The 22902-nt window shown below is 72.5% G+C and carries 19 protein-coding genes; 9 read left to right on the top strand and 10 right to left on the bottom strand.

The features are described 5' to 3' along the window. Positions 1–72: 72 nt before the first annotated feature. Complete coding sequence (locus FZ103_RS15545; RefSeq protein WP_156002116.1) at positions 73–1065, top strand: serine hydrolase; 993 nt, start codon at positions 73–75, stop codon at positions 1063–1065. Positions 1066–1168: 103 nt separating this feature from the next. Beyond that, positions 1169–2179, top strand: coding sequence for a low specificity L-threonine aldolase (locus tag FZ103_RS15540; RefSeq protein WP_156002113.1), 1011 nt, complete (start codon positions 1169–1171; stop codon positions 2177–2179). Positions 2180–2295: 116 nt separating this feature from the next. Here the strand turns inward: FZ103_RS15540 and FZ103_RS15535 are convergent, their stop codons facing one another. From FZ103_RS15535 to fabG, 3 genes are all read right to left on the bottom strand, one after another. After that, entirely contained in the window at positions 2296–3441 is a 1146-nt protein-coding gene (locus FZ103_RS15535; protein ID WP_156002109.1) for an acyl-CoA dehydrogenase family protein, read from the bottom strand. A 112-nt stretch (positions 3442–3553) separates the two neighbouring features. Continuing rightward, positions 3554–4759: an acyl-CoA dehydrogenase family protein gene (locus FZ103_RS15530; protein WP_156002106.1), complete on the bottom strand. Its 1206-nt coding sequence runs from the start codon at positions 4757–4759 to the stop codon at positions 3554–3556. A gap of 42 nt (positions 4760–4801) precedes the next feature. Then, on the bottom strand, positions 4802–5560 hold the full coding sequence (gene fabG, locus FZ103_RS15525; protein WP_156002103.1) for a 3-oxoacyl-ACP reductase FabG: 759 nt from the start codon (positions 5558–5560) through the stop codon (positions 4802–4804). A gap of 269 nt (positions 5561–5829) precedes the next feature. On the opposite strand from fabG, the gene FZ103_RS15520 reads away from it, so the two are divergent. The 4 genes from FZ103_RS15520 (at position 5830) to FZ103_RS15505 (ending at position 9797) form a co-directional block, all read left to right on the top strand. Further along, on the top strand, positions 5830–6585 hold the full coding sequence (locus tag FZ103_RS15520; RefSeq protein WP_156002100.1) for an amidohydrolase family protein: 756 nt from the start codon (positions 5830–5832) through the stop codon (positions 6583–6585). A gap of 399 nt (positions 6586–6984) precedes the next feature. After that, entirely contained in the window at positions 6985–7743 is a 759-nt protein-coding gene (locus FZ103_RS15515) for a glycerophosphodiester phosphodiesterase family protein (RefSeq protein ID WP_186356365.1), read from the top strand. A 429-nt stretch (positions 7744–8172) separates the two neighbouring features. Then, complete coding sequence (locus tag FZ103_RS15510; protein ID WP_343233551.1) at positions 8173–8718, top strand: ATP-binding protein; 546 nt, start codon at positions 8173–8175, stop codon at positions 8716–8718. 257 nt (positions 8719–8975) lie between these two features. Next, positions 8976–9797: a helix-turn-helix transcriptional regulator gene (locus FZ103_RS15505; protein WP_156002094.1), complete on the top strand. Its 822-nt coding sequence runs from the start codon at positions 8976–8978 to the stop codon at positions 9795–9797. 149 nt (positions 9798–9946) lie between these two features. Here FZ103_RS15505 and FZ103_RS15500 read toward each other — a convergent pair whose 3' ends face one another. From FZ103_RS15500 to FZ103_RS15475, 6 genes are all read right to left on the bottom strand, one after another. Continuing rightward, positions 9947–10180: a DUF397 domain-containing protein gene (locus tag FZ103_RS15500; protein WP_156002090.1), complete on the bottom strand. Its 234-nt coding sequence runs from the start codon at positions 10178–10180 to the stop codon at positions 9947–9949. A gap of 234 nt (positions 10181–10414) precedes the next feature. After that, positions 10415–11425 (bottom strand): metal ABC transporter substrate-binding protein, encoded by a 1011-nt coding sequence (locus FZ103_RS15495; protein WP_156002087.1) that lies wholly within the window; start codon positions 11423–11425, stop codon positions 10415–10417. Positions 11426–11586: 161 nt separating this feature from the next. Further along, positions 11587–12255, bottom strand: a complete 669-nt coding sequence (locus FZ103_RS15490) for a TrkA family potassium uptake protein (protein WP_186356364.1) — start codon at positions 12253–12255, stop codon at positions 11587–11589. Between the two features lie 51 nt (positions 12256–12306). Continuing rightward, positions 12307–13734: a TrkH family potassium uptake protein gene (locus FZ103_RS15485; protein ID WP_156002084.1), complete on the bottom strand. Its 1428-nt coding sequence runs from the start codon at positions 13732–13734 to the stop codon at positions 12307–12309. 180 nt (positions 13735–13914) lie between these two features. Next, positions 13915–15174 (bottom strand): Na+/H+ antiporter NhaA, encoded by a 1260-nt coding sequence (gene nhaA, locus FZ103_RS15480; protein WP_156002081.1) that lies wholly within the window; start codon positions 15172–15174, stop codon positions 13915–13917. A gap of 266 nt (positions 15175–15440) precedes the next feature. Then, complete coding sequence (locus FZ103_RS15475; RefSeq protein ID WP_156002078.1) at positions 15441–16352, bottom strand: cation diffusion facilitator family transporter; 912 nt, start codon at positions 16350–16352, stop codon at positions 15441–15443. Positions 16353–16495: 143 nt separating this feature from the next. Between FZ103_RS15475 and FZ103_RS15470 the strand changes: the two genes are divergently transcribed. The 3 genes from FZ103_RS15470 to FZ103_RS24900 all read left to right on the top strand — a co-directional run bounded on the left by FZ103_RS15470 (position 16496) and on the right by FZ103_RS24900 (position 21676). Continuing rightward, positions 16496–16843 (top strand): helix-turn-helix transcriptional regulator, encoded by a 348-nt coding sequence (locus FZ103_RS15470; protein ID WP_156002075.1) that lies wholly within the window; start codon positions 16496–16498, stop codon positions 16841–16843. 716 nt (positions 16844–17559) lie between these two features. After that, the gene (locus FZ103_RS15465) at positions 17560–20850 is read left to right on the top strand and encodes an efflux RND transporter permease subunit (RefSeq protein ID WP_186356362.1); all 3291 of its coding nucleotides are present in this window, start codon (positions 17560–17562) and stop codon (positions 20848–20850) included. Positions 20851–21529: 679 nt separating this feature from the next. After that, complete coding sequence (locus FZ103_RS24900; protein ID WP_186356361.1) at positions 21530–21676, top strand: hypothetical protein; 147 nt, start codon at positions 21530–21532, stop codon at positions 21674–21676. A 227-nt stretch (positions 21677–21903) separates the two neighbouring features. Here the strand turns inward: FZ103_RS24900 and FZ103_RS15460 are convergent, their stop codons facing one another. Beyond that, positions 21904–22371 (bottom strand): ATP-binding protein, encoded by a 468-nt coding sequence (locus tag FZ103_RS15460; protein ID WP_156002378.1) that lies wholly within the window; start codon positions 22369–22371, stop codon positions 21904–21906. Positions 22372–22902 lie beyond the last annotated feature (531 nt).

The raw sequence follows: 22902 nt of genomic DNA, 5'->3' as shown, positions 1-22902 counted from the left end.
CGCCGCGGCAGACGGCGTCGCCGCGGGCGCTCCAGGACGCGAGCCGCGGCGGTGACGGTGGAGGAACGAGCGATGCGACGGCGGCCGACCGGCCCCGGGTCCGGCTATGTGTGGCGCCCGCCGCGGTTACGCACGAGCGGCGCCGGCGCGGCGGGGCGGCCCGCCGAGCAACCGGCGCGCCTGGCCTTCCTCGCCGCTGTGGTCGTCTCCGCGCTCCTGGGAGCGGCCCTGTCCGCGGTGTGGCCGGCGCCGGTCCACTCCCGGGCCGCAGGCACCGTTCGAGCCGCCCCCGCGGTGGAGGCCGCGATCGAGACGGCCGCCGCGCTGGGGCCCGCGGACCGGGCCCGCATCACCGGCCTGCTCGACGACCACCTCGCCGGCCGCCCGGGGCGCCTGGCGCTGGCGGTGCAGGAGCTGCGCACCGGCGCCGCCTTCGGATACAGCGCCGGCACCGTGTTCCGCACGGCCAGTGTCGTCAAGCTGGACCTGGTCGTGCACATGCTCCTGCGCGCCGAGGAGCAGGACCGCTTCCTCACCGACCGCGAGGCCGCCCTCGCCGCGGAGATGATCCGCTACAGCGACAACGACGCCGCCGACACCGCCTATGAGCACAACGGCTTCACCCCCGGGTTCACCGCCGCCACCCGGCGGCTCGGCCTCACCGGCACCCGCCCCGACACGGGCGGCGCCTGGGGGCTGGGCACGACCACCGCCGCCGACCGGCTCCGGCTGCTGCGTGCGGTCTTCACCCCGGCCAGCCCGCTCAGCGAGCGCGGCCGGACGTACGTGCGCTCGCTGATGGCCGCGGTGGCGCCGGAGCAGGCGTGGGGCATCAGCGCCGCCGCCGAACCGGCGGACTCGGCGGAGGTGAAGAACGGGTGGGCGCCGGCGGCGGGCGGCGGCGGGCGGTGGGTCGTCCACAGCACCGGCCGCATCCTGCGCGGCGATCGCGAGTACCTGATCGCGGTCCTCTCCGACCGGCAGCCCGGCTACGGCGCAGGCGTGGAGACCGTCGAGAGCGCCGCCGCACTGGCCGTCGAGGCCATCGCCCGCGCCCTGGAGTGAAGCGGCGGGTCCCCGGCGGCCGGGCACGTCCCCGCGGGGAACGGTGCCTAGAGTAGGGAACCGGTCTCAACGGCAGTTATCGGGCAGAACGGAGCACCCCCGCATGATCGATCTTCGCTCGGACACCGTCACCCGACCCACCGCAGGAATGCGGCGGGCGATGGCCGACGCCGAGGTGGGCGACGACGTGTTCGGCGAGGACCCCACCGTCCGGGAGCTGGAGGAGGAGACCGCGGCGCTTCTCGGCAAGGAGGCGGCGCTGTACGTGCCCTCGGGCCACATGTCCAACCAGATCGCCGTCTATGTCGCGACCCGCTCGGGCGAGGAGGTCTGGGCGCACCGCCGCAGCCACGTGGTGGCCAACGAGCAGGGCGGGACGTCGGTGCTCGCGCGGGTCCTGCCCCGCACCTTCGACTCCGCGACCGGCGTTCCCGACGCGGACCTGCTCGAGGAGTGGGCGCGCGGCACCGACGACGTCCACCGCGCCCGGCCGAGCCTGGTCTGCCTGGAGAACACCTTCACCGGGCGTGTCGTCCCGCCCGAGGAGCAGGACCGGGTGGCCGCCTTCGCCCGCGGCCGCGGCATGGGACTGCATCTGGACGGCGCCCGGCTGTGGAACGCGGCCGTGGCCCTGGGGGAGGCGCCGGCGCGCATCGCCGAGGCCGCCGACACGGTGTCGGTGTGCTTCTCCAAAGGGCTGGGCGCCCCGGTCGGCTCGGCGCTGGCCGGTCCGGCCGAGGCGATCGACGCGGCGCGCCGGGCCCGCAAGCTGCTGGGAGGCGGCATGCGCCAGGCCGGGATCATCGCCGCGGGGGCGCTGTATGCGCTGCGCAACCACGTGGACCGCCTCGCCGAGGACCACGAGCGCGCCCGCCGGCTCGCCGAGCGCATCGCCCAGACCCCGCCGCTGGCCGCAGAGGCGCACACCAACATGGTCCTCGTCACCACTCCGGCCGGCCGTGCCCGCGACTACGCCGACCTGCTGGCGCGCGAAGGGGTGGGCTGCGTGCCGCTGGGAGAGGACCTGCTGCGCCTGGTCGTCCACCTCGACGTCTCCGACGCCGACATCGGCACCGCCGCCGACCGCATCGCCAAGGCGGCGGCCGCGGCCTGAGCGCCTGGGGGATCCTCCCGGCGGGTGCGGCACTCCGGTCGCGCCGGGGGTGTCCTCGAACCGGTGGCCGCAGGCCCGAGCCGCGGGTCGGCCCGGGCCTGCCTGCCCGCGCCGCCTTACGCCGGCGCCGCGGGCAGGTCGACCATGCCCGCCAGGGCGAGCCGGTGCCGGTCGGCCGTGCCCAGCGCGATGGCGTCGCTCTTGGCCCGCTTCAGGTACAGGTGCAGCGGGTGCTCCCAGGTGAAGCCGATGCCGCCGTGCAGCTGCACGGCCTCCTCGGCCGCCTTGACCGCCACGCCCGACACGAACGCCTGGGCGAGTGAGGCGTTGAGCTCGGCTTCGGCCGCCTCCTGGGCGCCGGCGCCCGGCTCCCCGGCGGCCGCGGCGGCGCTGGCCGCGCTGCGCACGACCGCACGCGCCTGGGAGACCGCGATCCACAGGTCGGCCAGCCGGTGCTTGATCGCCTGGAACGACCCGATCGGGCGGCCGAACTGGGTGCGCGTCCTGGTGTAGTCGACCGTGGCGTCCAGCGCCCACTGGGCCACACCGAGCTGCTCGGCCGACAGCAGCGCCGCGCCGGTGACCAGCGCGCGGCGCAGCGCCCGCTCGGCATCGGCCCCGGATGCGATCAGCCGGCCCGATGCCCCCTCCAGCGATACGTCGGCCAACGGGCGGGTCAGGTCCAGGCTGACCACGGTCGCGACGCGCGCCTCGGCCGCCGGGACCGCGTAGAGTCCCGGGCCCTGCCCGCCGACTGCCGGCACGACGAGGACGTCGGCCGCCGGCGCGTCGACGACCCCGCCCACCGTGCCCCGCAGCCGCCCGTCCTGCTCGCGCACCGCCTCGGGGAAAGCCGAACCCGGCGCGCTCGCGAACGGCACGGCGAGCGCGGCGGTGGACTCTCCCGAGGCCAGCGCGCCCAACTCACCATCGGCCTGCGCCCCCGCCTCCAGCAGGGCCGCGGTGGCCAGCACCGCGCTGCCCAAAAACGGCACGGGCGCCACGCCCCGCCCCAGCTCCTCGGCGGCCACCGCGCTCTCGCGCAGGCTCGCGCCCGCGCCGCCCAGCTCCTCGGGCAGGGGCAGGCCGGTGACGCCGATGCCGGCCAGCTCCTTCCACAGGGCGGTGTCGGTGACCTGGTCGCTCTCCACCCGCGCCAGCACCGACTCGGGCGGGCTCTTGTCCTCCAGCAGCGAGCGGACGCTCGCTCTCAGCTCCTCTTCGACCTCGCTGTAGAGCAGGTCGAGCTGCTTCTCGCTCATCGCGCTCCCCGGTCCGGGCGCGCCGGGCGCGCCGCCGTGCTCTGATTGCCGTGTCCGCTTGCGGCCCAGGCGCCGCGCGCCGCGGTCGCCGGTCCGCCGGCCGCCCCGCCGCTCACTTGGGCAGGTCCTTCCAGGCCACGTCCTTGTCCACGCGGGGCTCGGAAGGCAGGCCCAGGACCCGCTCGGCGATGATGTTGCGCAGGATCTCGGAGGTCCCGCCCTCGATGGAGTTGCCCTTGCTGCGCAGGTAGTGGAATCCCGCCGAGCGCTTGGCGAACTCGACCCCTTCGGGGCGGCGGAACGTCCAGTCGTCGTAGGTCAGCCCCTCGCCGCCCAGCATCTCCAGTTCCAGGCCCGAGATCTCCTGGTTGAGCCGGGAGAAGGAGAACTTCGCCGCCGACCCCTCCGGGCCGGGCTGGCCGATCGCCAGCTGCTGGCGCAGCCGCTCCTTGGTCAGCCGCGCGGCCTCGGCCTCCACCCACAGCCGCAGCAGCGCGTCGTGCAGCCCGGGGGTGCGCACCTCGGGGCGCTCGCGCCAGATCCCGCTGACCACGCCGATGAGCCCGCCCTCGCGCGGCTCGGGGTGGCCGCCGATGGAGACGCGCTCGTTCATCAGCGTGGTCTGGGCGACGCGCCAGCCCTCGCCCGCGGCGCCGAGCCGCTGGGAGTCGGGGATGCGCACGTCGTTGAGGTAGACCTCGTTGAACTCCGCCTCACCGGTGATCTGGCGCAGGGCGCGCACGTCCACGCCTTCGGCGGACATGTCGCAGATGAAGTAGGTGATCCCCTTGTGCTTGGGCACATCAGGGTCGGTGCGGGCGACGAGGATGGCGAAATCGGCGCGGTGGGCCAGCGAGGTCCACACCTTCTGGCCGCTGACCGTCCAGGCGTCGCCGTCGCGCACCGCGCGGGTGCCCAGCGCCGCCAGGTCGGAGCCGGCGCCGGGCTCGCTGAAGAGCTGGCACCAGATCTCCTCGCCGGTGTAGAGCGGCTTGAGGTAGCGGGCGCGCTGCTCGGGCGTGCCGAAGGCGAGGATGGTGGGGGCGGCCATGCCCAGGCCGATGACCAGCCCTTCGCGGCCGACGGGGGTGAAGCCCAGCCGTTCGAACTCCGCGTCGACGACGGGCTGCAGGGCGCGCGGAGCGCCCAGGCCGCCCTCCCCCTCGGGGAAGTGCACCCACGCCAGGCCGGCGTCGAAGCGCGCCGCCAGGAACTCGTGCTGATCGGTGGTCTGGGGGTCGTGCTCGGCGACGAAGTCGGCGACCCGCTGGCGCAGTGCGGAGGCGTCGAGCGACGCTCCCGCCGGAGCCGTTGTCATGGAACCTCCGGTTGAGGCAGGTGGAGCCGGTGTCGGGTGGGGTCAGTCGCGGGGGCCGCCGGCGACGTAGATCACCTGGCCGGAGACGAAGCCGGCCTCCTCGCCGGTCAGGAAGGAGACCGTGGCGGCGATGTCCTCGGGCCGGCCGGCCCGGCGCACCGGGATCTGGGCGGCGGCCGCGGCTTTGAACTCCTCGAAGTCCATGCCGACGCGCTCGGCGGTGGCCCGGGTCATGTCGGTCTCGATGAAGCCGGGCGCGACGGCGTTGGCGGTGACGCCGAACTTGCCGAGTTCGATGGCGAGGGTCTTGGTGAAGCCCTGCAGACCGGCCTTGGCGGTGGAGTAGTTGGCCTGGCCCCGGTTGCCCAGCGCCGAGGTGCTCGACAGGGAGACGATGCGGCCCCACCCCGCCGAGGTCATGTGCTCCTGTGCGGCGCGCGACATCAGGAAGCTGCCGCGCAGGTGCACGTTCATGACGGTGTCCCAGTCGTCCTCGGACATCTTGAAGAGCATGTTGTCCCGGATCACCCCGGCGTTGTTCACCAGGATCTGCGGCGGGCCCAGCCGCTCGGCGACCTGGGCGACGGCGGCGGCCACCTGGTCGGAGTCGCTGACGTCGGCGCCCACGGCGATCGCGGTGCCGCCGTCCGCGGCGATGCGGTCGACGGTGGCCTGCGCGTCGCCCTCCTTCAGGTCGACGACGGCGACGGCGCGCCCGTCAGCGGCCAGCCTGCGCGCCGTAGCGGCGCCGATGCCGCGGGCGGCTCCGGTGACGATCGCGACACGTCGGGTCTCTGCCATGGCTACCTCCGATTCGGTGGTCCGGGACACATCGAGGAGATCCTATCCGCTTCATACCGACCGGGTGGTATGTGGGGCCGGTTGCGATCCGGGGGCGCCCATACCCTCGGCGCGGCGCCTCCGCCGGATCCCGGGACCGACGTCCCTGACCGGGCGGGGCGGCGAAGACGCTAGCGTGGTCGGGGGCCGAGCGGACCGCACAGCGTGCTGCCGAGCCCGAACCCGCCTGTGCGGACGTCCTTACTCCCGGCCGAATCGAGGAAACGGCGTTGTTCGACGCCCACCTCCACATCATCGATCCCCGCTTCCCCGCGCCCGGCGACGCCGGGTACCGCCCCGACCCCTTCACGGTCGCCGACTACCTCGACCGGGTAGCCGACCTGTCGGTCACCGGTGGCGCCGTGGTCGCGGGCTCCTTCAGCGGCCCCGGCCAGGACCACCTGGTGGCGGCCCTGCGCGAACTGGGGCCGTCGTTCGTGGGCGTCGCGCAGCTGCCGCCCGACACCTCCGACTCCCACCTGCGCGACCTGCACTCCGCGGGCGTGCGCGCCCTGCGGCTGAACCTGTACCGGGGCGGCACCGACGACCTCGACGCCCTGGTGCAGCTGGGCCGGCGCGCGGCCGAACTGCTCAACTGGCCCACCGAGATCTACGTCGACTCCCGCGACCTGCGCGCCCTGGCACCGCGCATCGCGCCGCTGCCGCGGATCGGCGTGGACCATGTCGGGCTCTCCCGGGAAGGGCTTCCGGCCCTGCTGGCGCTCGTGGGATCGGGAGCCCGGGTCAAGGCGACCGGATTCGGCCGCGGCGATCTGGACGTGCCCGCCGCCCTGCGCGCCGTCGCCGAGGTCAACCCCGCGGCCCTGATGGCCGGCACCGACCTGCCCAGCACCCGCGCGCCGCGCCCCTTCGAGCCCGCCGACCTGGATCTGATCGCCGAAGCGCTCAGCCCGGAGCAGGCCGCGGCCGCCTTCGGTGCCAACGCGCGCGACTTCTACGGCCTGCCCGCTTCGGGCAGGCGGTGACAGCGGCACCCCCGCGGGTCCGGGTGCTGGCACCACCTCGCCGGTGGGGCTTGCCGGTCACTACCCGGCGTAGCCGGTTTTCCGCCCTCTTCGGCTGTATGGTGACGCTGTGAATCGGCCCGGCGCGGCCCGCCCGTCACCTCGTTGGAGAGGCCGCGCGCCGCACCGCACGGCATAGCGCCCCGGCGACCGTCCGGCACGCTCCATCGGGCGATCACTCCTCGGCCATCCGGTATTGGCCGGGAGGGGGGAGGCTGGAGGCGCCTCCACGGGGACCGAAGAGAAAGAGGCGGTGGTCATGTCGCTCGCCGGCAGCCCGGCGCGCACGGCGCCCGGAACGGACCTGCGGGCCGGCACGGCGGTTTCGGGGATCGGCTCCGGTCGGCGGGGGTGGCGGCCGTGATCGTCGTGGCTCACCGCGGCGCGTCGGGACACGCGCCGGAGAACACGCTGGCGGCCCTGCGGCTGGCCCGCGAGCGCGGCGCCGACATGGCCGAGATCGACGTCCGCCAGACCGCCGACGGCGCGTTCGTCGTGCTGCACGACGCCTCGCTGCGCCGCACCACCGACGTGGCCGAGGTGTTTCCGCGGCGCCGCAGCTGGAACGTCGGCGACTTCACGCTGGAGGAGATCCGCCGCCTGGACGCGGGATCGTGGTTCGGCGCCGAGTTCGCCGGGGAGCGCGTGCCCACCCTGCAGGAGTGCCTGGAGGTGCTGCGCGACCAGGGGCTGGGCGCGCTGGTGGAGTTGAAGGTGCAGCGCCGCGACCGCGAGATGGCCCGCCGCCTGGCCGAGGAGCTCCGCGCCGACCCGCACTGGCGCGCGGCCGGCGCCCAGGGGCGGCTCATCCTGCAGAGCTTCGACTGGGTGACGCTGCGGGCCATGGCCGGAGACGTCCCCGGCCTGCACACGGCGGCGCTGGGCAAGACCTACGGCCGCTACGGCCTGCGCCGCATCGCCCGGTACGCGCGCCTGATCAACCCCCACCACCTGCGCGTCTCGGCGCCCTACGTGCGCCACGTCCACGCCCAGGGGCTGGCGATGTTCGGCTGGACCGCCAACAACCCCCAGGCCATCCGCAGGCTCATCCGCGACGGCGTCGACGGGATCATCACCGATTACCCCGACCGGGTCCACAGCACGCTGCCGGCCGCCTGAGGGCCGGGGGCCCATTGCGGCGTTCGCGCCGCTTGTTTCGAGGCGCCGCCCGGCGGCCGGGCGCCCCACCGGCACCGGCGCGCCGCGCCCGGAAGGCCCGCGGCGCCCTGCGGGCGCGGACGCGTTCGCACAGGTACGCGCTTTGCGGTGGTGTGTTTTCCGCGGGTGTGCGGGGCGCGGCGCCGTCTGGACTGACGAGCGAGGGAGCGAGGAGGGAAGACGGCGCCGCGCCCCGCACGACCGCTCGGTTGCTGAGAAAAGACTGTGTCGAAGTCCCCGCTTTCTCTGACCTGTGGCCCATCGGTGTCCTAGGATGCCTGCAAGCGGAGAATGCACGTGCATATGGCTCATGCGCATGCGCACGCAAGAAGGCTTCGGGGCGACCGTCCCGGCTCCGGGGCCCGACACGACGACTGCGAGGAGATCGCGGTGACCGGACAGCCAGCCCGCGAATCAATGGGAAGACTCGGAAACGGGGAGTGTCCGGGGCCCGTCTCGGCGCCCTCTCCCAGAGCGTGGTGGACCTCCGCGCTGCTGAGCGGGTCGCTGGAGGCGCCGAGTCCGCGTTCGTCCCGTGTCACCGCGCTGACCTGGAGCCTGGCGGCCGAGCCCGGGGCGGCGGCGATCGCACGCGAAATCTGCACCGGCGTGCTGGGCCAGTGGGAGATGGCCGACCGCGCCGCCGACGTCGAGTTGGTCGTGTCCGAACTCGTCACCAACGCCCTGCGGCACGGGCGCCGCGGCCACGACGCCGTCGGCGCCGCCGAGGACCCCATCTGCGTCAGCATGCTGCGGCGCGGCCCGGAGCTGGTCTGCGCGGTACGCGACCGCAGCGACCGGATGCCCCAGCGGCGCGATCCCGACTTCCAGTTCGAGAGCGGGCGGGGTCTGCACCTCGTCGCGTCCTTCTGCAGTGGATGGGGTGTTCTTCCGGTGCTGCCCTCGGGAAAGCACGTCTGGGCCCGATTCGGGTGATCCGGTGCGTTTCGCGGTCCCCGGGGCGCGCGCCGGGCGGGCGGCGCCCCGGGGTACTCGTGTGCAATCCTTGCGGTTTCCCGCTGCGGGCCATCGAGCCGGCGGCGGGATCGGCGATATCGTGGGGAGTGCGTGGATGTTCCGCGCGGCGCGGCGGCCCCTGAACTCCGGTCGGGCCGCGGGGAGCGACGAGTAGGGAGGCAGCGGCTGTGGACATAGCTCGTCTGAAGCGGGGGAGCGGTCCCACAGTCCGCCGTATGCTGCTCGGATCCGAATTGCGCAAGTTCCGCGAGGCGCGCGGGCTGACCCGCGGCGAGGCGGGCCACTACATTCGCGGTTCGGAATCCAAGATCAGCCGGATGGAACTGGGACGCGTCGGATTCAAGGTCCGCGACGTCGAGGATCTGCTGAAGTTATACGGGGTCACCGACAGAGAACAGATCCAGACCATGGTCGGGCTGGCGCGCGACTCCAAGAAGCCGGGCTGGTGGCAGGCCTACGGCGAGTCGCTGCCCAACTGGTTCCAGGTCTATGTCGGCCTTGAGGAGGCCGCCACCCGCATCCGCGTCTACGAGGCGCAGTTCGTCCCGGGCATGCTGCAGACCGAGGAATACGCCCGCGCGGTCATCGCGGCCGGGCGCTCCGTTCCCGACCCCACCGCCGAGGACCGGGTGGCGGTGCGCATGCGGCGCCAGCGCCACATCGAGGGCGACAGCGGCTGCAAGTTGTGGGCCATCATCGACGAGGCCGCGGTCCGCCGCCCCGTCGGGGGCCGCGACATCATGCGGGGGCAGTTGGAGCGGCTGATCAAGCTCAGCGAGCGCCGCAACATCACGCTGCAGATCGTGCCCTTCAGCGCCGGCGCGCACGCCGCCGAGGCCGGGTCGTTCACCATTCTGCGCTACCCCGACTTCGGGCTCTCCGACATCATCTACCTGGAGCAGCTCACCGGCTCGATGTGCCTGGACCGCCGGTCGGAGATCGACGCCTACACCATGGCCATGGAGCGGCTTAGCGTCATCGCCGAGCCGCCCAGCCACACCAAGGACATCCTCCGCGACATGCTCGACGACCTGTAAGGGGCCGGGCGCGCAGGGCCGTACCGACGCGTGGAGCCCCGCGGTGCGGCGGCCGAGACGGTCGCCGCACCGCGGGGCTCCTCAGGTGTGCCGCCGGACCGCCGAGTGGCTGTCGGGGGCGCGGCTTCGGTCCGGCGTCGAGGGGGGTATCAGCTCAGCAGGTTGTCGAAGTCGCCGTCCTTGGCGCCGAGGATGAGGGCGTCGACCTCGGCCTGGGTGTAGACGAGCGCGGGACCGTCGGGGAAGCGGGAGTTGCGCATCGCGATGGAGCCGTCGGTCAGCCGCGCCATCTCGACGCAGGCCCCCTGCGAGTTGCTCCGCCGGCTCTTCTGCCAGGCGACGTCCTGGAGTTCGGTGGCCGCGATGCCGTTGTAGGCGCTCATGGAGACTCCTGTTCTCTGGGAGCGATTGGGTGCACGCCCCGCTGCACTATCCGATGCACGTGCATTAGCACCGTACTTTGAGCAGGATAGCGCACGTGCATCTTCCTGTCCGCCCCTGCTGAGCGGCTTTTTCACGGACCCGGAACGCCCGAATGGCCGGGTTCGCCCGCAAACCCGGCCATTCGGCGACGCGGCGGTGGGCCTCGGACAACCGGGGCCCGGCGGTGCAACGCGCTAGGAGCAGTGCAGCGCCTCGGTGAGGGTCTCCAGGTTGGCGCGCATGATGGAGGGGTAGTCCTCGCCGGGCGAGCGGTCGGTGATGCCCTCGATCGGATCGAGGAGCGCGGTCTGCGCTCCGGTCTCGGCGGCGATGGTCGTGATGGCGTCGGAGTCGCCCATCGGCTCGGTGAAGACGGTACCGATGTCGTGTTCGCGCACGGTGGCGGCGACCTCGGCCAGGCGCGCGGGCGAGGGCTCGGAGTGGGAGCCGAGTCCGGCGGGGCTGATCTGGTGCAGGTCGTAGCGCGCCGCCAGGTAGCCGAAAGCGCTGTGGTTGACGACCACCTCGCGGCTCTCGCACTCGGCGAGGCCGTCGGAGTACTCGGTGTCGAGGTCGTCGAGCAGGGAGGCCGCCGACTCGGCGTTGGCGGCGTAGTCGTCTGCGTGGTCGGGGTCGGCCTCGGCGAGCCGGTCGGCCAGGCCCTGGGCGGTCTCGGCGAAGCGCACCGGGTCGAGCCACATGTGCGGGTCGAGTTCGCCGTGTCCGTGGCCGCCCTCGCTGTGCCCGCCGCCGTCGTCGCCGTGGCCCTCCTCGCTGTGCCCGCCGCCCTCGTGGCCGTGGCCCTCCTCGCCGTGGCCGTGCTCGGCCGTCTCGGCGTCGGCCTCCGCACTGCGCAGGTCGACCAGGTCGGCGACGTCGAGAGCGTTGTCGCCGCCCTGGGCGGCGACCGCGTCGTCGACCGCCGGCTGCAGACCGCTGATGTAGAAGGCGACGTCGGCCTGGCCGACGCGGCCGATCTGGCGCGGTGTGAGCTCCAGGTCGTGCGGCTCGGCGCCCGGCTCCGTGAGGTTCTCGACCTCGACGTGGTCGCCGCCGACCCGCTCGGCCAGCCACTGCAGCGGGTAGACGCCGGTGACCACGCTCAGCCGGTCCGTCCCGCCCTCCTGGGTGCCGCCGCATCCGCCGGCCATCAGTACCCCGACCGCGCACAGCGCGGCCGCCTTGGCAAAGCTCCGTCCTCGCATGCACCTATCATGAGGACAATGAAAATGATTGTCAATTTCCGGCATATGGGGGCATAGGACGCCGTATCCGGGCAAGTGCCAGGACGGGCGCCGGGGCGCGGGCGCGCGCAGGCCCCGGACCGCGGGCGGCGCCGCGCGCCCGCATCAGCCGGTCGGCCGGCTCAGGCGATCTCGGCGAACTTCTCGACGTCGTCGGTCTTGCCCGCCACCACGATCACGTCGCCCTTCTGCGGGACCGTGTCGGCCGTGGCATAGGTGAACTGCTCGCCGTGGCGCTTGATGCACACCACTGTGATGCCGTGCTTGGTGCGCACCTTCGTCTCGCCGAGCTTGCGGCCGATCATCTCCCGGGGGGCGCGGGTCTTGCCGAGTGCGAAGTCCTCCTCGATCTCGACGTAGTCGAGCATCCGCCCCGATACCAGGTGCGCGACGCGCTCGCCCATGTCGTGCTCGGGCAGCACGACGTGGTGCGCGCCGATCTGCTGGAGGATGCGCCCGTGGCGGCGGCTGGTGGCCTTGGCCCAGATGTGCGGCACGCCCATGTCCACCAGCAGGGAGGCGGCCAGGATGCTGTCCTCCAGATGGGTGCCGATGGCCACCACCGCGCGGGTGAACTCGTGGGCTCCGACCTGGCGCAGCGCCTCGTCGTCGGTGGCGTCGGCGACCACCGTGTGGGTCAGCGCCTCGGCATGGATCTGCACCAGCCGGGGGCTGGAGTCCATGCCCAGGACCTCCCAGCCGTGGGCGACGAGCTCCCGAGCGAGGGAGCCGCCGAACCGCCCCAGCCCGATCACCAGGACTCGCTTGTCGTGGGGCCTGCTGCGCTGCACTGTCTTCTCCGTCTCCTCGTCTGCGCCCCTCGCTCGCGGTGCGGGGCCGGCTCAACCGATGATCGGCCGCGATTCCGCAAGGTCGTAGCGCCGCGTGTGCTCGCGCAGCGCCAGTGCCGAGGCGAACGTGATGGGTCCGATGCGTCCGGCCAGCATGAGCACCACGAGCAGTAGTTGGGCGGCCGCGGGGAGGTCGGCGGTGATCCCCGTCGACAGGCCCACGACCCCGGAAGCCGAGACTACCTCGAAGAGCACTTGGTCCAGCTGGAAAGGCGTACTGACCAGAAGTACGACGGTGGAGGCCACCACCACCGTCATCGACAGGAACAGCAGGCTCAGCGCCTCGCGGATGACCGCGGGCGACAGGCGGCGGCCGAAGACGTGCACGTGCGGGTGGCCGCGGATCTCCGTCCACACCACCAGGAAGATGACGGCCAGCGTGGCGACCTTGATGCCTCCGGCCGTGCCGGCACTGCCGTTGCCCACGAACATCAGCATGATGGTGACCAGCAGGGTGGACTGGTCCATCGCTCCCACATCGAGCGTGTTGAACCCGCCGCTGCGCGGCATGATGCCGTGGAACGCGCCGTCGACCAGCTTGGCCGGCACGCTCAGCGGGCCCAGGGTGGCGGGGTTGGTCCACTCCATCGCCGTGATCGCCGCGATGCCGGCGGCGAACAGCAGCATGCTGGTGCTCACGGTGAGCTTGGCGTGCAGAGTCCAGGAGCGCGGGCTGGCGACGTGGCGGCGCAGCTCCAGCAGCACCGGGAACCCCAGGCCCCCCAGGATGGTGGCCACCGCGACCGGCAGCAGGATGAAGCCGTCGCCGGAGAAGCGGGTGAGGCTGTCGTCGTAGAGGGAGAGCCCGGCGTTGTTGAATGCCGAGACGGCGTGGAAGGCCCCGCTGTAGAGCGCCTCGCCCGGCGGTATCCCGTGGCCCAGCCACATCCGGGGCACGAGGATCACCGCGAGCACCGCCTCGCACACCAGGCTGGCGCGCACCACCCGGCCGACGACGCCGCCGACGTCGCCGACGCTCAGGCTGCGGGTCTCGGCCTGCACGCCCAGCTGCATCCGCAGCCCGAAGCGGTGGATCACCACGACGCCCAGCACCGAGGCCAGCGTCATGATGCCGATGCCGCCCGCCTGGATCAGCAGTGCCACCACCACCTGGCCGAAGACGCTCAGCTCCGACCCGATGCCGATGACGCTGAGACCGCACACCGCCAGCGCCGTCGTGGACGTGAACAGCGCCTCGACGAAGGAGAGCTCTTCGCCGTCGGCATGGGAGACGGGCAGCAGCAGCACGCCGGTGCCGATGAAGTCCACCACCAGGAACAGCACCACGAACAGCCGTGCCGGACTGGCCCACACCACCCGGCGCAGCCCGTGCGGCAGCCGCGGGCGGCGCAGTCGCCGCAGCCTCCGGGAGACGAGGCTGCGCACGCGCGGACCGAGCGTGGGCGTGTTCGATTCCATCGTCGTCCTGACGTATCGCCGTGAGGTCGCCGCCGTGCGGCGGGGGGCGCCGCCGGAGGGTACCGGTGGAAGGGGCCGCGTCCCGCAGGACCGTGCCGCCCCCCATGTAACCGTGTCGGCGACGTGTCCGCCTACGCGCTCCGGCGGTGGCGTGTCGTGCCGGCCGCGCGGGCGGAGGCCTTACTGGTGTCCGGGGCCGGGGGAGTCGGCGCGGCGCCGGTGGTAGGGGTCCCTTCTGCGGTACTGGGCGCTGCGCACTCCCAATACGCAGGCGGCCAGCACGGTCGCCAGCAGGGAGGCGATGAGCACGCCGGCCTTGGCGTCCTCCAGCATGTGCGGGTGCTGCGAGAACGAGAGCTCGGTGATCAGCAGCGACACGGTGAAGCCGATGCCGGCCAGCAGCGACATGCCGCAGATGTCGATCCAGCGCAGCGAGGGGTTGAGCTCCGCACTGGTGATCTTGGTCGTGACCCAGGCCCCGCCGAAGATCCCCAGGAGCTTGCCCACGACCAGGCCGACGATGATGCCCACGGCCGCGGTGTCGGTGAAGATCGCGTCGATCCCGGTGAAGGCCACGCCGGCCGACATCAGCGCGAAGATCGGCAGGACCAGGCTGGAGGACCACGGCCGGACCGCGTGCTCGGCGCGGTGGCTGGGGGAGGCGTCCTCGCCCGGCAGTGCGGTGGTGCGCATCAGCATGCCCATGGCGACGCCTGCGATCGTGGCGTGCACGCCGCTGGCGTGCATCAGCGCCCAGATGGCGACGGCCAGCGGAATGTAGACCGCCCAGCCGGGCACGGGGGAGCGGTCGAGGGCGGCGGCCGCCCCGCGGCCGCGCTGCAGGTAGCCGAAGACGGCCAGCAGCGCGATGGCCCCCAGCAGCGGCGTGAAGGCCAGGTGGTCGGTGTAGAAGACGGCGATGACGACGATGGCGCCGAGATCGTCGACGATCGCCAGCGTCAGCAGGAACGTGCGCAGCGCCGGCGGCAGGTAGCGCCCGATCACGGCGAGGATGGCCACGGCGAAGGCGATGTCGGTGGCCATGGGGATGCCCCAGCCGGCCAGTGCGGGGCCCTGGCCGACGTTGATCAGTGCGTAGAGCACCGCGGGCACGACCATGCCGCAGATCGCGGCGACGATGGGCAGCATGGCCCGGCGCGGATTGCGCAGCTCGCCGTGGACGAACTCCTGCTTGAGTTCGTTGCCGACGACGAAGAAGAAGACGGCCAGCAGCCCGTCGGCGGCCCACTCCTCCAGGGAAAGGTGCAGGTGCAGGCTCTCGGGTCCGAAGGCGAGCGTGCGGACGGCCTCGTAGGAGTGCCCCCAGGCGGAGTTGGCCCACAGGAGTGCGACCGCGGCCCCGGCGATGAGGAGGAATCCGCTGATGACGTCTTCACGGAGGGCGTCGGCGAATCCGCTGAGGCTCGGTCGGTTGGTCATGTGTCGCGTCTCCCCCACAGGCTGGCCCGATCTCTCGCTTCGCCGTCTACGCCCTTTTCATCGCCGACCGCGGGGCCCGGCACACTCCCGATCCGTCAGGTCGCCGATGCCAAGCCATGAGGCGCACGATCAAGATCGCCCAAGCCCGAGCGACGACTTTGCCAGATATTTTGACATTTTGTCCAGGTCAAGGGCGGTAGCTCCGGTTTTCGCCGCGGGATCCGCTCCGGGGAGCAGCAGCCGGCGACCCGTGTGTGTGATCCGCCTCACGCGTGGCGGGCCCCTTCGTGGTCGACGTGGCCGTCGGGCTCCAACTGCAGTGTGGAGTGCTCCACGTCGAAGTGCCCGGACAGACACGCGTGCAGCTCGTCGAGGACCCGGCCGGCGTCGGCGAGGCGGTGCTCCTCGACCACCACGTGCGCCGACATCACCGGCACGCCCGAGGTGATCGTCCAGGCGTGCAGGTCGTGGACGTCGATGACCCCCTCCTGGGTCATCAGGTGCTCGCGCACCTCCTCCAGATCGACCCCGCGCGGAGTCGACTCCAGCAGCACGTGGACCGCCTCGCTCAGCAGCTTCCACGCGCGGGGCACGATGAAGGCCGCGATGCCCGCCGAGACCAGCGAGTCGACCACGGTCCAGCCGGTCAGCCAGATCACCGCGCCCCCGACGACGACCCCCGCCGAGGCCAGCGCGTCGCCCATCACCTCCAGGTAGGCGCCGCGCACGTTCAGGCTCTTGCTCTGTCCGCCGCGCAGCACCAGCAGTGCGACCACGTTGGCCGCCAGGCCGATCGCCGCCACGGCCACCATCCACGGCCCCGACACCGGATGCGGATCGGCCAGCCGCCGCACCGCCTCGTAGACGACGAAGACGCACAGCGCGAACAGGGTCAGGGCGTTGACCGCGGCCGCCAGCACCTCGGCCCGCTGCAGGCCGAAGGTGCGTTCGGCGCTGGGCGGGCGGTTGGCGATCCACACCGCCACCAGGGCGAGGGCGACGCCGAAGGAGTCGGTGACGGTGTGTCCGGCGTCGGCGAGCAGCGCCAGGCTGCCCGATGCGGCGGCGCCGGCCAGCTGCACCGCCGCGACCGCCAGCATCAGCGCCAGTGCGATCGCCAGACGGCTGCGGTTGGCTGCGGCGGCGGTGGCGCCGCCATGGCCGTGTCCGTGGCCCATTCCGTCCCTCCTGCTGCTCTCGTGGTCCTCGGCGGCGCCGCGCGGCGCCATCGAGGGGCGTGCGCGCCGCTCGGCGCCGTCGAACACTGTTCAGTCTCGACTGTTTATACAGTCTAGGCTGTCAGTACAGTAAAGGCTGTAAAATGGTTTTCATGTTGACCGCCGAGCAGCGCCTCGCCGCCATTCAGCGCCTGGGCCGGGCGCTGGCCGACCCCACCCGCTGCCGTCTCCTGCTCGCCCTCCTCGACGGGCCGGACTACCCCGCCCACCTCGCCGAGCACCTGGGACTTACCCGGCAGAACGTTTCCAACCACCTGGCGTGCCTGCGGGAATGCGGGCTGGTGGCCACCACCGCGCACGGTCGCCAGGTCAGCTACACGCTCGTGGACGACTCGCTCGCCCACGCGCTGGACGACCTGCTGCGCGTGGTGTGGGGTGTGGCGGCCGAGCACGTTCCGCCGGGGGAGAGCACCCCGGTCCCGACCGGCTGACCGCCTCCGCCCAAAAGGAGTCGGTCACCACAGGAGGTTGCGGCAATGGGGCTGGGTTGCGCGTAGCGCTGTGCGCCGGCTTGCCGCCGAGCGCACGGCGCACCTTTGCCTCGGAGGCCCGCCACCGGTGGTACGGCTCCGTCTGACAGGTGCAGCGTGCGCTCGGCGGCAAGCTGTGACCGCGCTTCGCGAGGCGCACCCATTGCCGCAGCCCCGATGGTGGCCGCCCCAGGGGATGCCCGGTGGGTTCCTGGAAAGCGGCGCCGCGCCCCGCACACCCGCTCGCACTCCGTGCTCGAACCGGCGGTTCCGCGCCGCGCTGGCCGATAGCGGCCCGCCGGGAACCCCGCCGCCCGCGGCGCGCCCGATGCGGGGACCCGCGGGGCGTCCGCCCCGCTCACAGCGGGCGGGGCGGACCCTGACACCGCCCTGACACGCCCCTGACAGGCACCTGATGTCGGCTTACACACGGTGAATTCCGGCGAAGTCGCGAAGTATCGTGGTGCTTGCGTGCCCGGCAGCAACCGTGCGGCCCCCCGTTCTGACGGCCGCACGGCACATCACATCGTCTACCGCTCGTCGAAGCGGTGCCGTTTGCAGCGCGAGAAGCCTTTCTGAGGAGTAACGACTCTCATGTCCGAATCTGCCAAGTGCCCTCTTGGCGTCCCATCCGCCCCATCCCCACGTACGGGCGCGCAGCGGTTCAGGAGGACGGCGTGAACCGGCTGGCACGGCTTTCCCTGCGCAATCGGGCGCTGATCCTGCTCATCACGATCGCCGCCGCGGTGTTCGGCACCCTCGCGACGGTCAACACCGAGCGCGCGCTCATGCCCTCCATCGAAGTTCCGATGGTGATGGTCAACGCCCAGTACCAGGGCGCCTCCCCCGAGGTCGTCGAGACCGAGGTCGCCGAACCGCTGGAGCAGGCGGTGCAGAGCGTCCCCGGCGTCGTCAGCTACACCTCCACCTCGCAGACCGGCTCGGTGCAGGTGACGGCCGAGTTCGACTACGGCGACAGCAGCGACGCCGTCGTACGCGACGTGCAGCAGGCCGTCGACCAGGCCGAGGCCATGCTCCCCGAGGACGTCGACCCCTCGGTGATGGCCTTCGGCACCGACGACATCCCCGTCGTCATGCTGGCCGCCGGAGCCGGCGACGGCGATGAGCAGGCGCTGGCCGACCCGCTGCAGGAGCAGGTCGTGCCCGAGCTGGAGTCCATCGACGGTGTGCGCGCGGCCACGGTCACCGGGATCCGCGAGTCCTCGGTGGTCATCACGCCCAAGGACGACAAGCTGGAGGACGAGGGCCTCTCCGTAAGCGACCTGACCAGCGCGCTGCAGGCCAGCGGCACCCTCACCCCCGGCGGCGACGTCACCCAGGACGGCGAGACCCTGACCGTCACCACCGGCGGCAAGCTGCAGTCCGTCGGCGAGGTCGAGGACGTCTGGGTCACCGCCGCGGGTGCGGCCGGCGCCGGCCAGCCCGGTGCGGGCGCCGCGGCGTCCCCCGGAGCCGGCGCAGGTGCTGGCGCGGGCGCCGCCGCGGGCATGGCGGGCGCCCCGCAGAGCCCCGACCCGGTGCGGCTGGGCCAGGTGGCCGACGTCGAGCTGCGTACGGACGAGGCCTCCAGCATCACCCGCACCGACGGGAACCCCAGCCTCGGCGTGATGATCACCAAGACCCCCGACGGCAACACCGTCGAGATCTCCGAGGCCGTACGGGCCGCGATCGACGACATCGAGCCGATGCTCGGCGACGACGCCGAGGTCACCGTGGTCTTCGACCAGGCGCCCTACATCAACGACTCCATCGTGGCGATGGCCGAGGAGGGCGGCCTGGGCCTGATCTTCGCGATCATCGTGATCCTGGTCTTCCTGCTGTCGATCCGCTCCACCGTGGTCACCGCCGTGTCCATCCCGGTCTCGCTGCTGGTGGCCATGATCGGCGTGCAGGCGTTCGGCTACTCCCTGAACCTGCTGACCCTGGGCGCGCTCACGGTCGCGGTCGGGCGCGTCGTCGACGACTCCATCGTCGTGCTGGAGAACATCAAGCGGCACATGGCCTACGGCGAGGAGAAGTTCACCGCGGTCTTCACCGGCGTGCGGGAGGTGGCCACGGCCATCACCTCGGCCACGCTGACGACCATGGCGGTGTTCCTGCCGATCGGCTTCGTCGGCGGGCAGACCGGCGAGCTGTTCCGGCCCTTCGCCGTGACCGTCAGCCTGGCCCTGGGCGCCTCGCTGCTGGTGTCGCTGACCATCATCCCCGTGCTGGCCTACTGGTTCATGCGCCCGCGCCTGGTCCCGCCCGAGGAGCTGGAGCGGATCAAGGCCGAGGAGCACCAGCGCGAGCTGCGCACCCCGCTGCAGCGCATGTACCTGCCGGTCATCCGCTGGACGACGCGGCACCGCATCACCACGCTGATCGCCTCGGTCCTCATCCTGGTCGGGACCGTCGTGGCCTCGGGCGGGCTGCAGACCAGCTTCCTGGGCAACCAGGGGCAGAACACCTACGCGGTCACCCAGGAGCTGCCGCGCGGCACCTCGCTGGAGGCCGCCGACGACGAGGCGCAGAAGGTCGAGGAGGCCTTGGAGGGCCTGTCGTGGGTGGAGTCCTACCAGACCTCCATCGGCGGCGGAGGAGGCGGCGGTATGGCCGCGATGATGGGCGGCGGCGCCGACACCGTCACCTACACCATCACCGCCGACCCCGACCAGGACCAGTCGGTGCTGGAGGACCGGCTGCGCGAGGCCATGGCCGACGTCGAGACCGACACCGAGTTGCGGGTCGCCGCGGCCGGTGCCATGGGCGGCACGGCACTGGAGGTCGAGGTCCGCGCCGACGACCGCGAGACCCTGGTCGAGGCCGCCGACATGGTCGAAAGCGCGGTGCGCGACATCCCCGGCGCCGCCGACGTCGAGAACAGCATCGCGGCCTCCCAGCCGGCGCTGGACGTCGACGTCGACGGTGAAAAGGCCGCCGAAGAGGGCCTCAGCGAGGGCGCGATCGGCCAGGCCGTCTCCCAGGCGTTCCGCGGCTCCGAGGTCGGCACCGCCACCATCGACGGCACCCAGCACGACATGGTGGTGCGCGACATCCCCGAGCCCACGAGCGTCGGCGACCTGAAGGACCTCAAGCTCACCACCGCCACCGGCGAGGAGATCCGTCTGGCGGCCGTGGCCGACGTGCAGAGGGTCATGCAGGCGCCCGAGCTCACCCGCTCCGACGGCGTGCGCAGTGCGACCGTCTCGGCCTCGCCGACCGCCGAGGACCTGGGCGCGGTCACCGCCGAGCTGAGCCAGGCGCTCAACGAGCTGGACCTGCCCGAGGGCGCCAGCGCCCAGATCGGCGGCGTCAGCTCCGACCAGAGCGAGGCGTTCACCCAGCTGGCCATCGCCATGCTGGCCGCGATCGCCATCGTCTACCTGATCATGGTGGCGACCTTCAAGAGCCTCATGCAGCCGCTGATCCTGCTGGTGTCGATCCCGTTCGCGGCCACCGGTTCGATCGGGCTGCTGCTGCTCACCGGGCAGCCGATGGGACTGGCGGCGATGATCGGCATGCTGATGCTGATCGGCATCGTCGTCACCAACGCCATCGTGCTGATCGACCTGGTCAACCAGTACCGCAACGACGGCATGGACCTGCGCGAGGCGGTCGTGGAGGGCTCGCGGCACCGCCTGCGTCCCATCCTCATGACCGCCCTGGCCACCATCGGCGCGCTCACGCCGATGGCGATGGGCATCACCGGCGGCGGGGCGTTCATCTCCCAGCCGCTGGCGATAGTGGTGATCGGCGGCCTGATCACCTCGACGCTGCTGACCCTGGTGCTGGTCCCGGTGCTGTACACCATGGCCGAGGGCCGCAAGGAGCGGCGCGCCGAGCGGCGCCGCGCCAAGCGCGAGGCCGCGCTGCAGAAGGCCCGCGAGCGGGCCGAGCAGGAGCGGACTCCCGCGCCCGCGGGCGCCGAGTCCGGCGCCGACGTGAGCGGAGGCTCGCAGGGCTGACGCAGGACATCGGGCGCGACCCGAGCACAGTGCGGCCGCCGCGGACCCCGTCCGCGGCGGCCGCCGCCGTTCGCGTGCACCCTGTAAGGGGCTTCCCGGTGGGTGCCTCCTTGCCCTGGCGGACCTAGGAACCCCCCGGGAACCATCCGCGGCGAGCACCACAACGGCTGCGGCAATGGGGCTGTGATGCGCGTAGCGCCCGCCCGTCACCCGCCACCGCCCCTAACGGAGGCGCTTCGCGCCACGTACTTGTTCTGCGCCGGCTTGCCGCCGAGCGGCGGTGCACCTTTGCGTAGAAGGCCCGCCACCGGTGGCACGGCTCCATCTGGCAGGTTCGGCGTGCGCTCGGCGGCAAGAAAACAAGTGACGCGCAGCGTCTCCGTTGGGGTGGTGGCGGGCTGACGGGCGGGCCGCGCTTCGCGAAGCGCGCCCATTGCCGCAACCCGGTGGTGGCCGCCCAAGGCGGTTCCCGGTGGTGCCTGCCAAGCGGTGCGTCCCGCGCCTTCTCGGAACGCTGACCGGCCCTCCGGCGGCCAAGGCCATCCCGCCCTCGCGTCCCGCTGGGCGCCCTGGCACGCTCGAAAGACGGCCGGGGCCCTACCGCGGCGTCCCGTCCGCGTTCCGCGCCGCTCGGAGCGCTGATTTGTGATCGAGCCCCCACGAAAGGCAAGCTGCAGTCATGGAGAGCAAGGACAACGAACTCGACGCGCTCGTCCGCGAGGAACTGGGCGACGAGCCCTCCCAGGAAGCCAAGGACTACGCGCGCGAGCTCTACGAGAAGTACCGGCTGCCGAGCACCCCTCCCGACACCGAGGAGGACAACTGAGTGCATGGGCTTTCGCCCAGCCTGTCGCGCTACCTGCCGATCGAGCCCACGACGACGACCGGGGTCTCCCCGAGCGGGAGGCCCTTCGTCATGCCGGGGCTCGCCGGCCCGGCCTCCGGCGCCGGTGACGGCATGCCGGCACGCGCCCGCACGCTGACCGCCGCTCCGCCGGCGCCCGCGCGGCCGGAGGCGTCCGCACGCCCCTCGCGCGGTGCGCCGGGGAGCGCTTATTCGGCCGGGTCCGCGGCCGGGCCGCCGGACTCCTGAACCCAGACCAGCTCGAACCAGACCAGGCGGCCCAATCCGTCCGGGCGGGACTCGGTGCCCCATTTGGCCGCCAGGGCGTCGACCAGGTCGAGGCCGCGCCCGTGCTCGCTGGTGTCGTAGGGATCGCGGTGCTGGGCGCGCGGCTGCTCGGGGCTGCCGAGGTCGCGCACCTCCACCCGCGCCCAGCCCTCCGCCAGGTCGACCGTGACCTCGAACTTGCCGCCGGGCGTTCCCGAGGCGCTGTGGGTGATGGCGTTGGTGGCGAGTTCGCTGGTGAGCAGCGTCGCCGTGGTGATTTCGGGGGACGGCGCCAGCATCCGTTCGACGAAGCGGCGCGCGTGCTGGATCTGGCTGGGGAGTCCGGGGAACCGGCGCCGCGCGAGCGGCCCGCGGACCTCGGAACGGGATGGCGGTTGGCGCTCTTCCATGATGTTGGCCGGATCGGTGGACGGACGGTTGCTGCCCGCGGGGACGGGCGGGGTACGCGGGCCGATGCGGCCTTGCGGTCCCGCCGTAGGGGTGTCGGGCATGCGGGTCTCACTCCCCTGTGACGTTGGGGCGCCACGCCGCGAACGTGCCGCGGTGACGTCGAGCGGCGCCTGCCGGAGACGTTCGTGCCCGCTGCCGGGTCACGACGCACATGGCAAACGCGAGTGATCGCTCGTGGGATCGGTGTCGTGCGGTGTGCGGGGTCGGTGGAGCCAGACCTCTCAGCCTCTGAGGTCACATCCACGGTCAGAATACGCGGGTTGACTTCTGGTGAGACAGGTGGGGGTGGTAGATACGTTCTGCACGCCGGTCGACACACTCGGCTCCTCTGCCGGGGTCCGGGAGGGTGGGCAAGCGGGTAAGGAGAACGGATATGGCCATCCATGACCGGAACCGGACGCCCGGACCACCACGCGGAGCGGGCGGCGTGCACTGCGCGTTCTGCGCGGGCGTGCGGTTGCGGACACACC

The sequence above is a fragment of the Streptomonospora sp. PA3 genome, assembly GCF_009728995.1.
GTDB lineage: Bacteria > Actinomycetota > Actinomycetes > Streptosporangiales > Streptosporangiaceae > Streptomonospora.
This window is presented reverse-complemented; position numbering and strand designations above follow the sequence as displayed.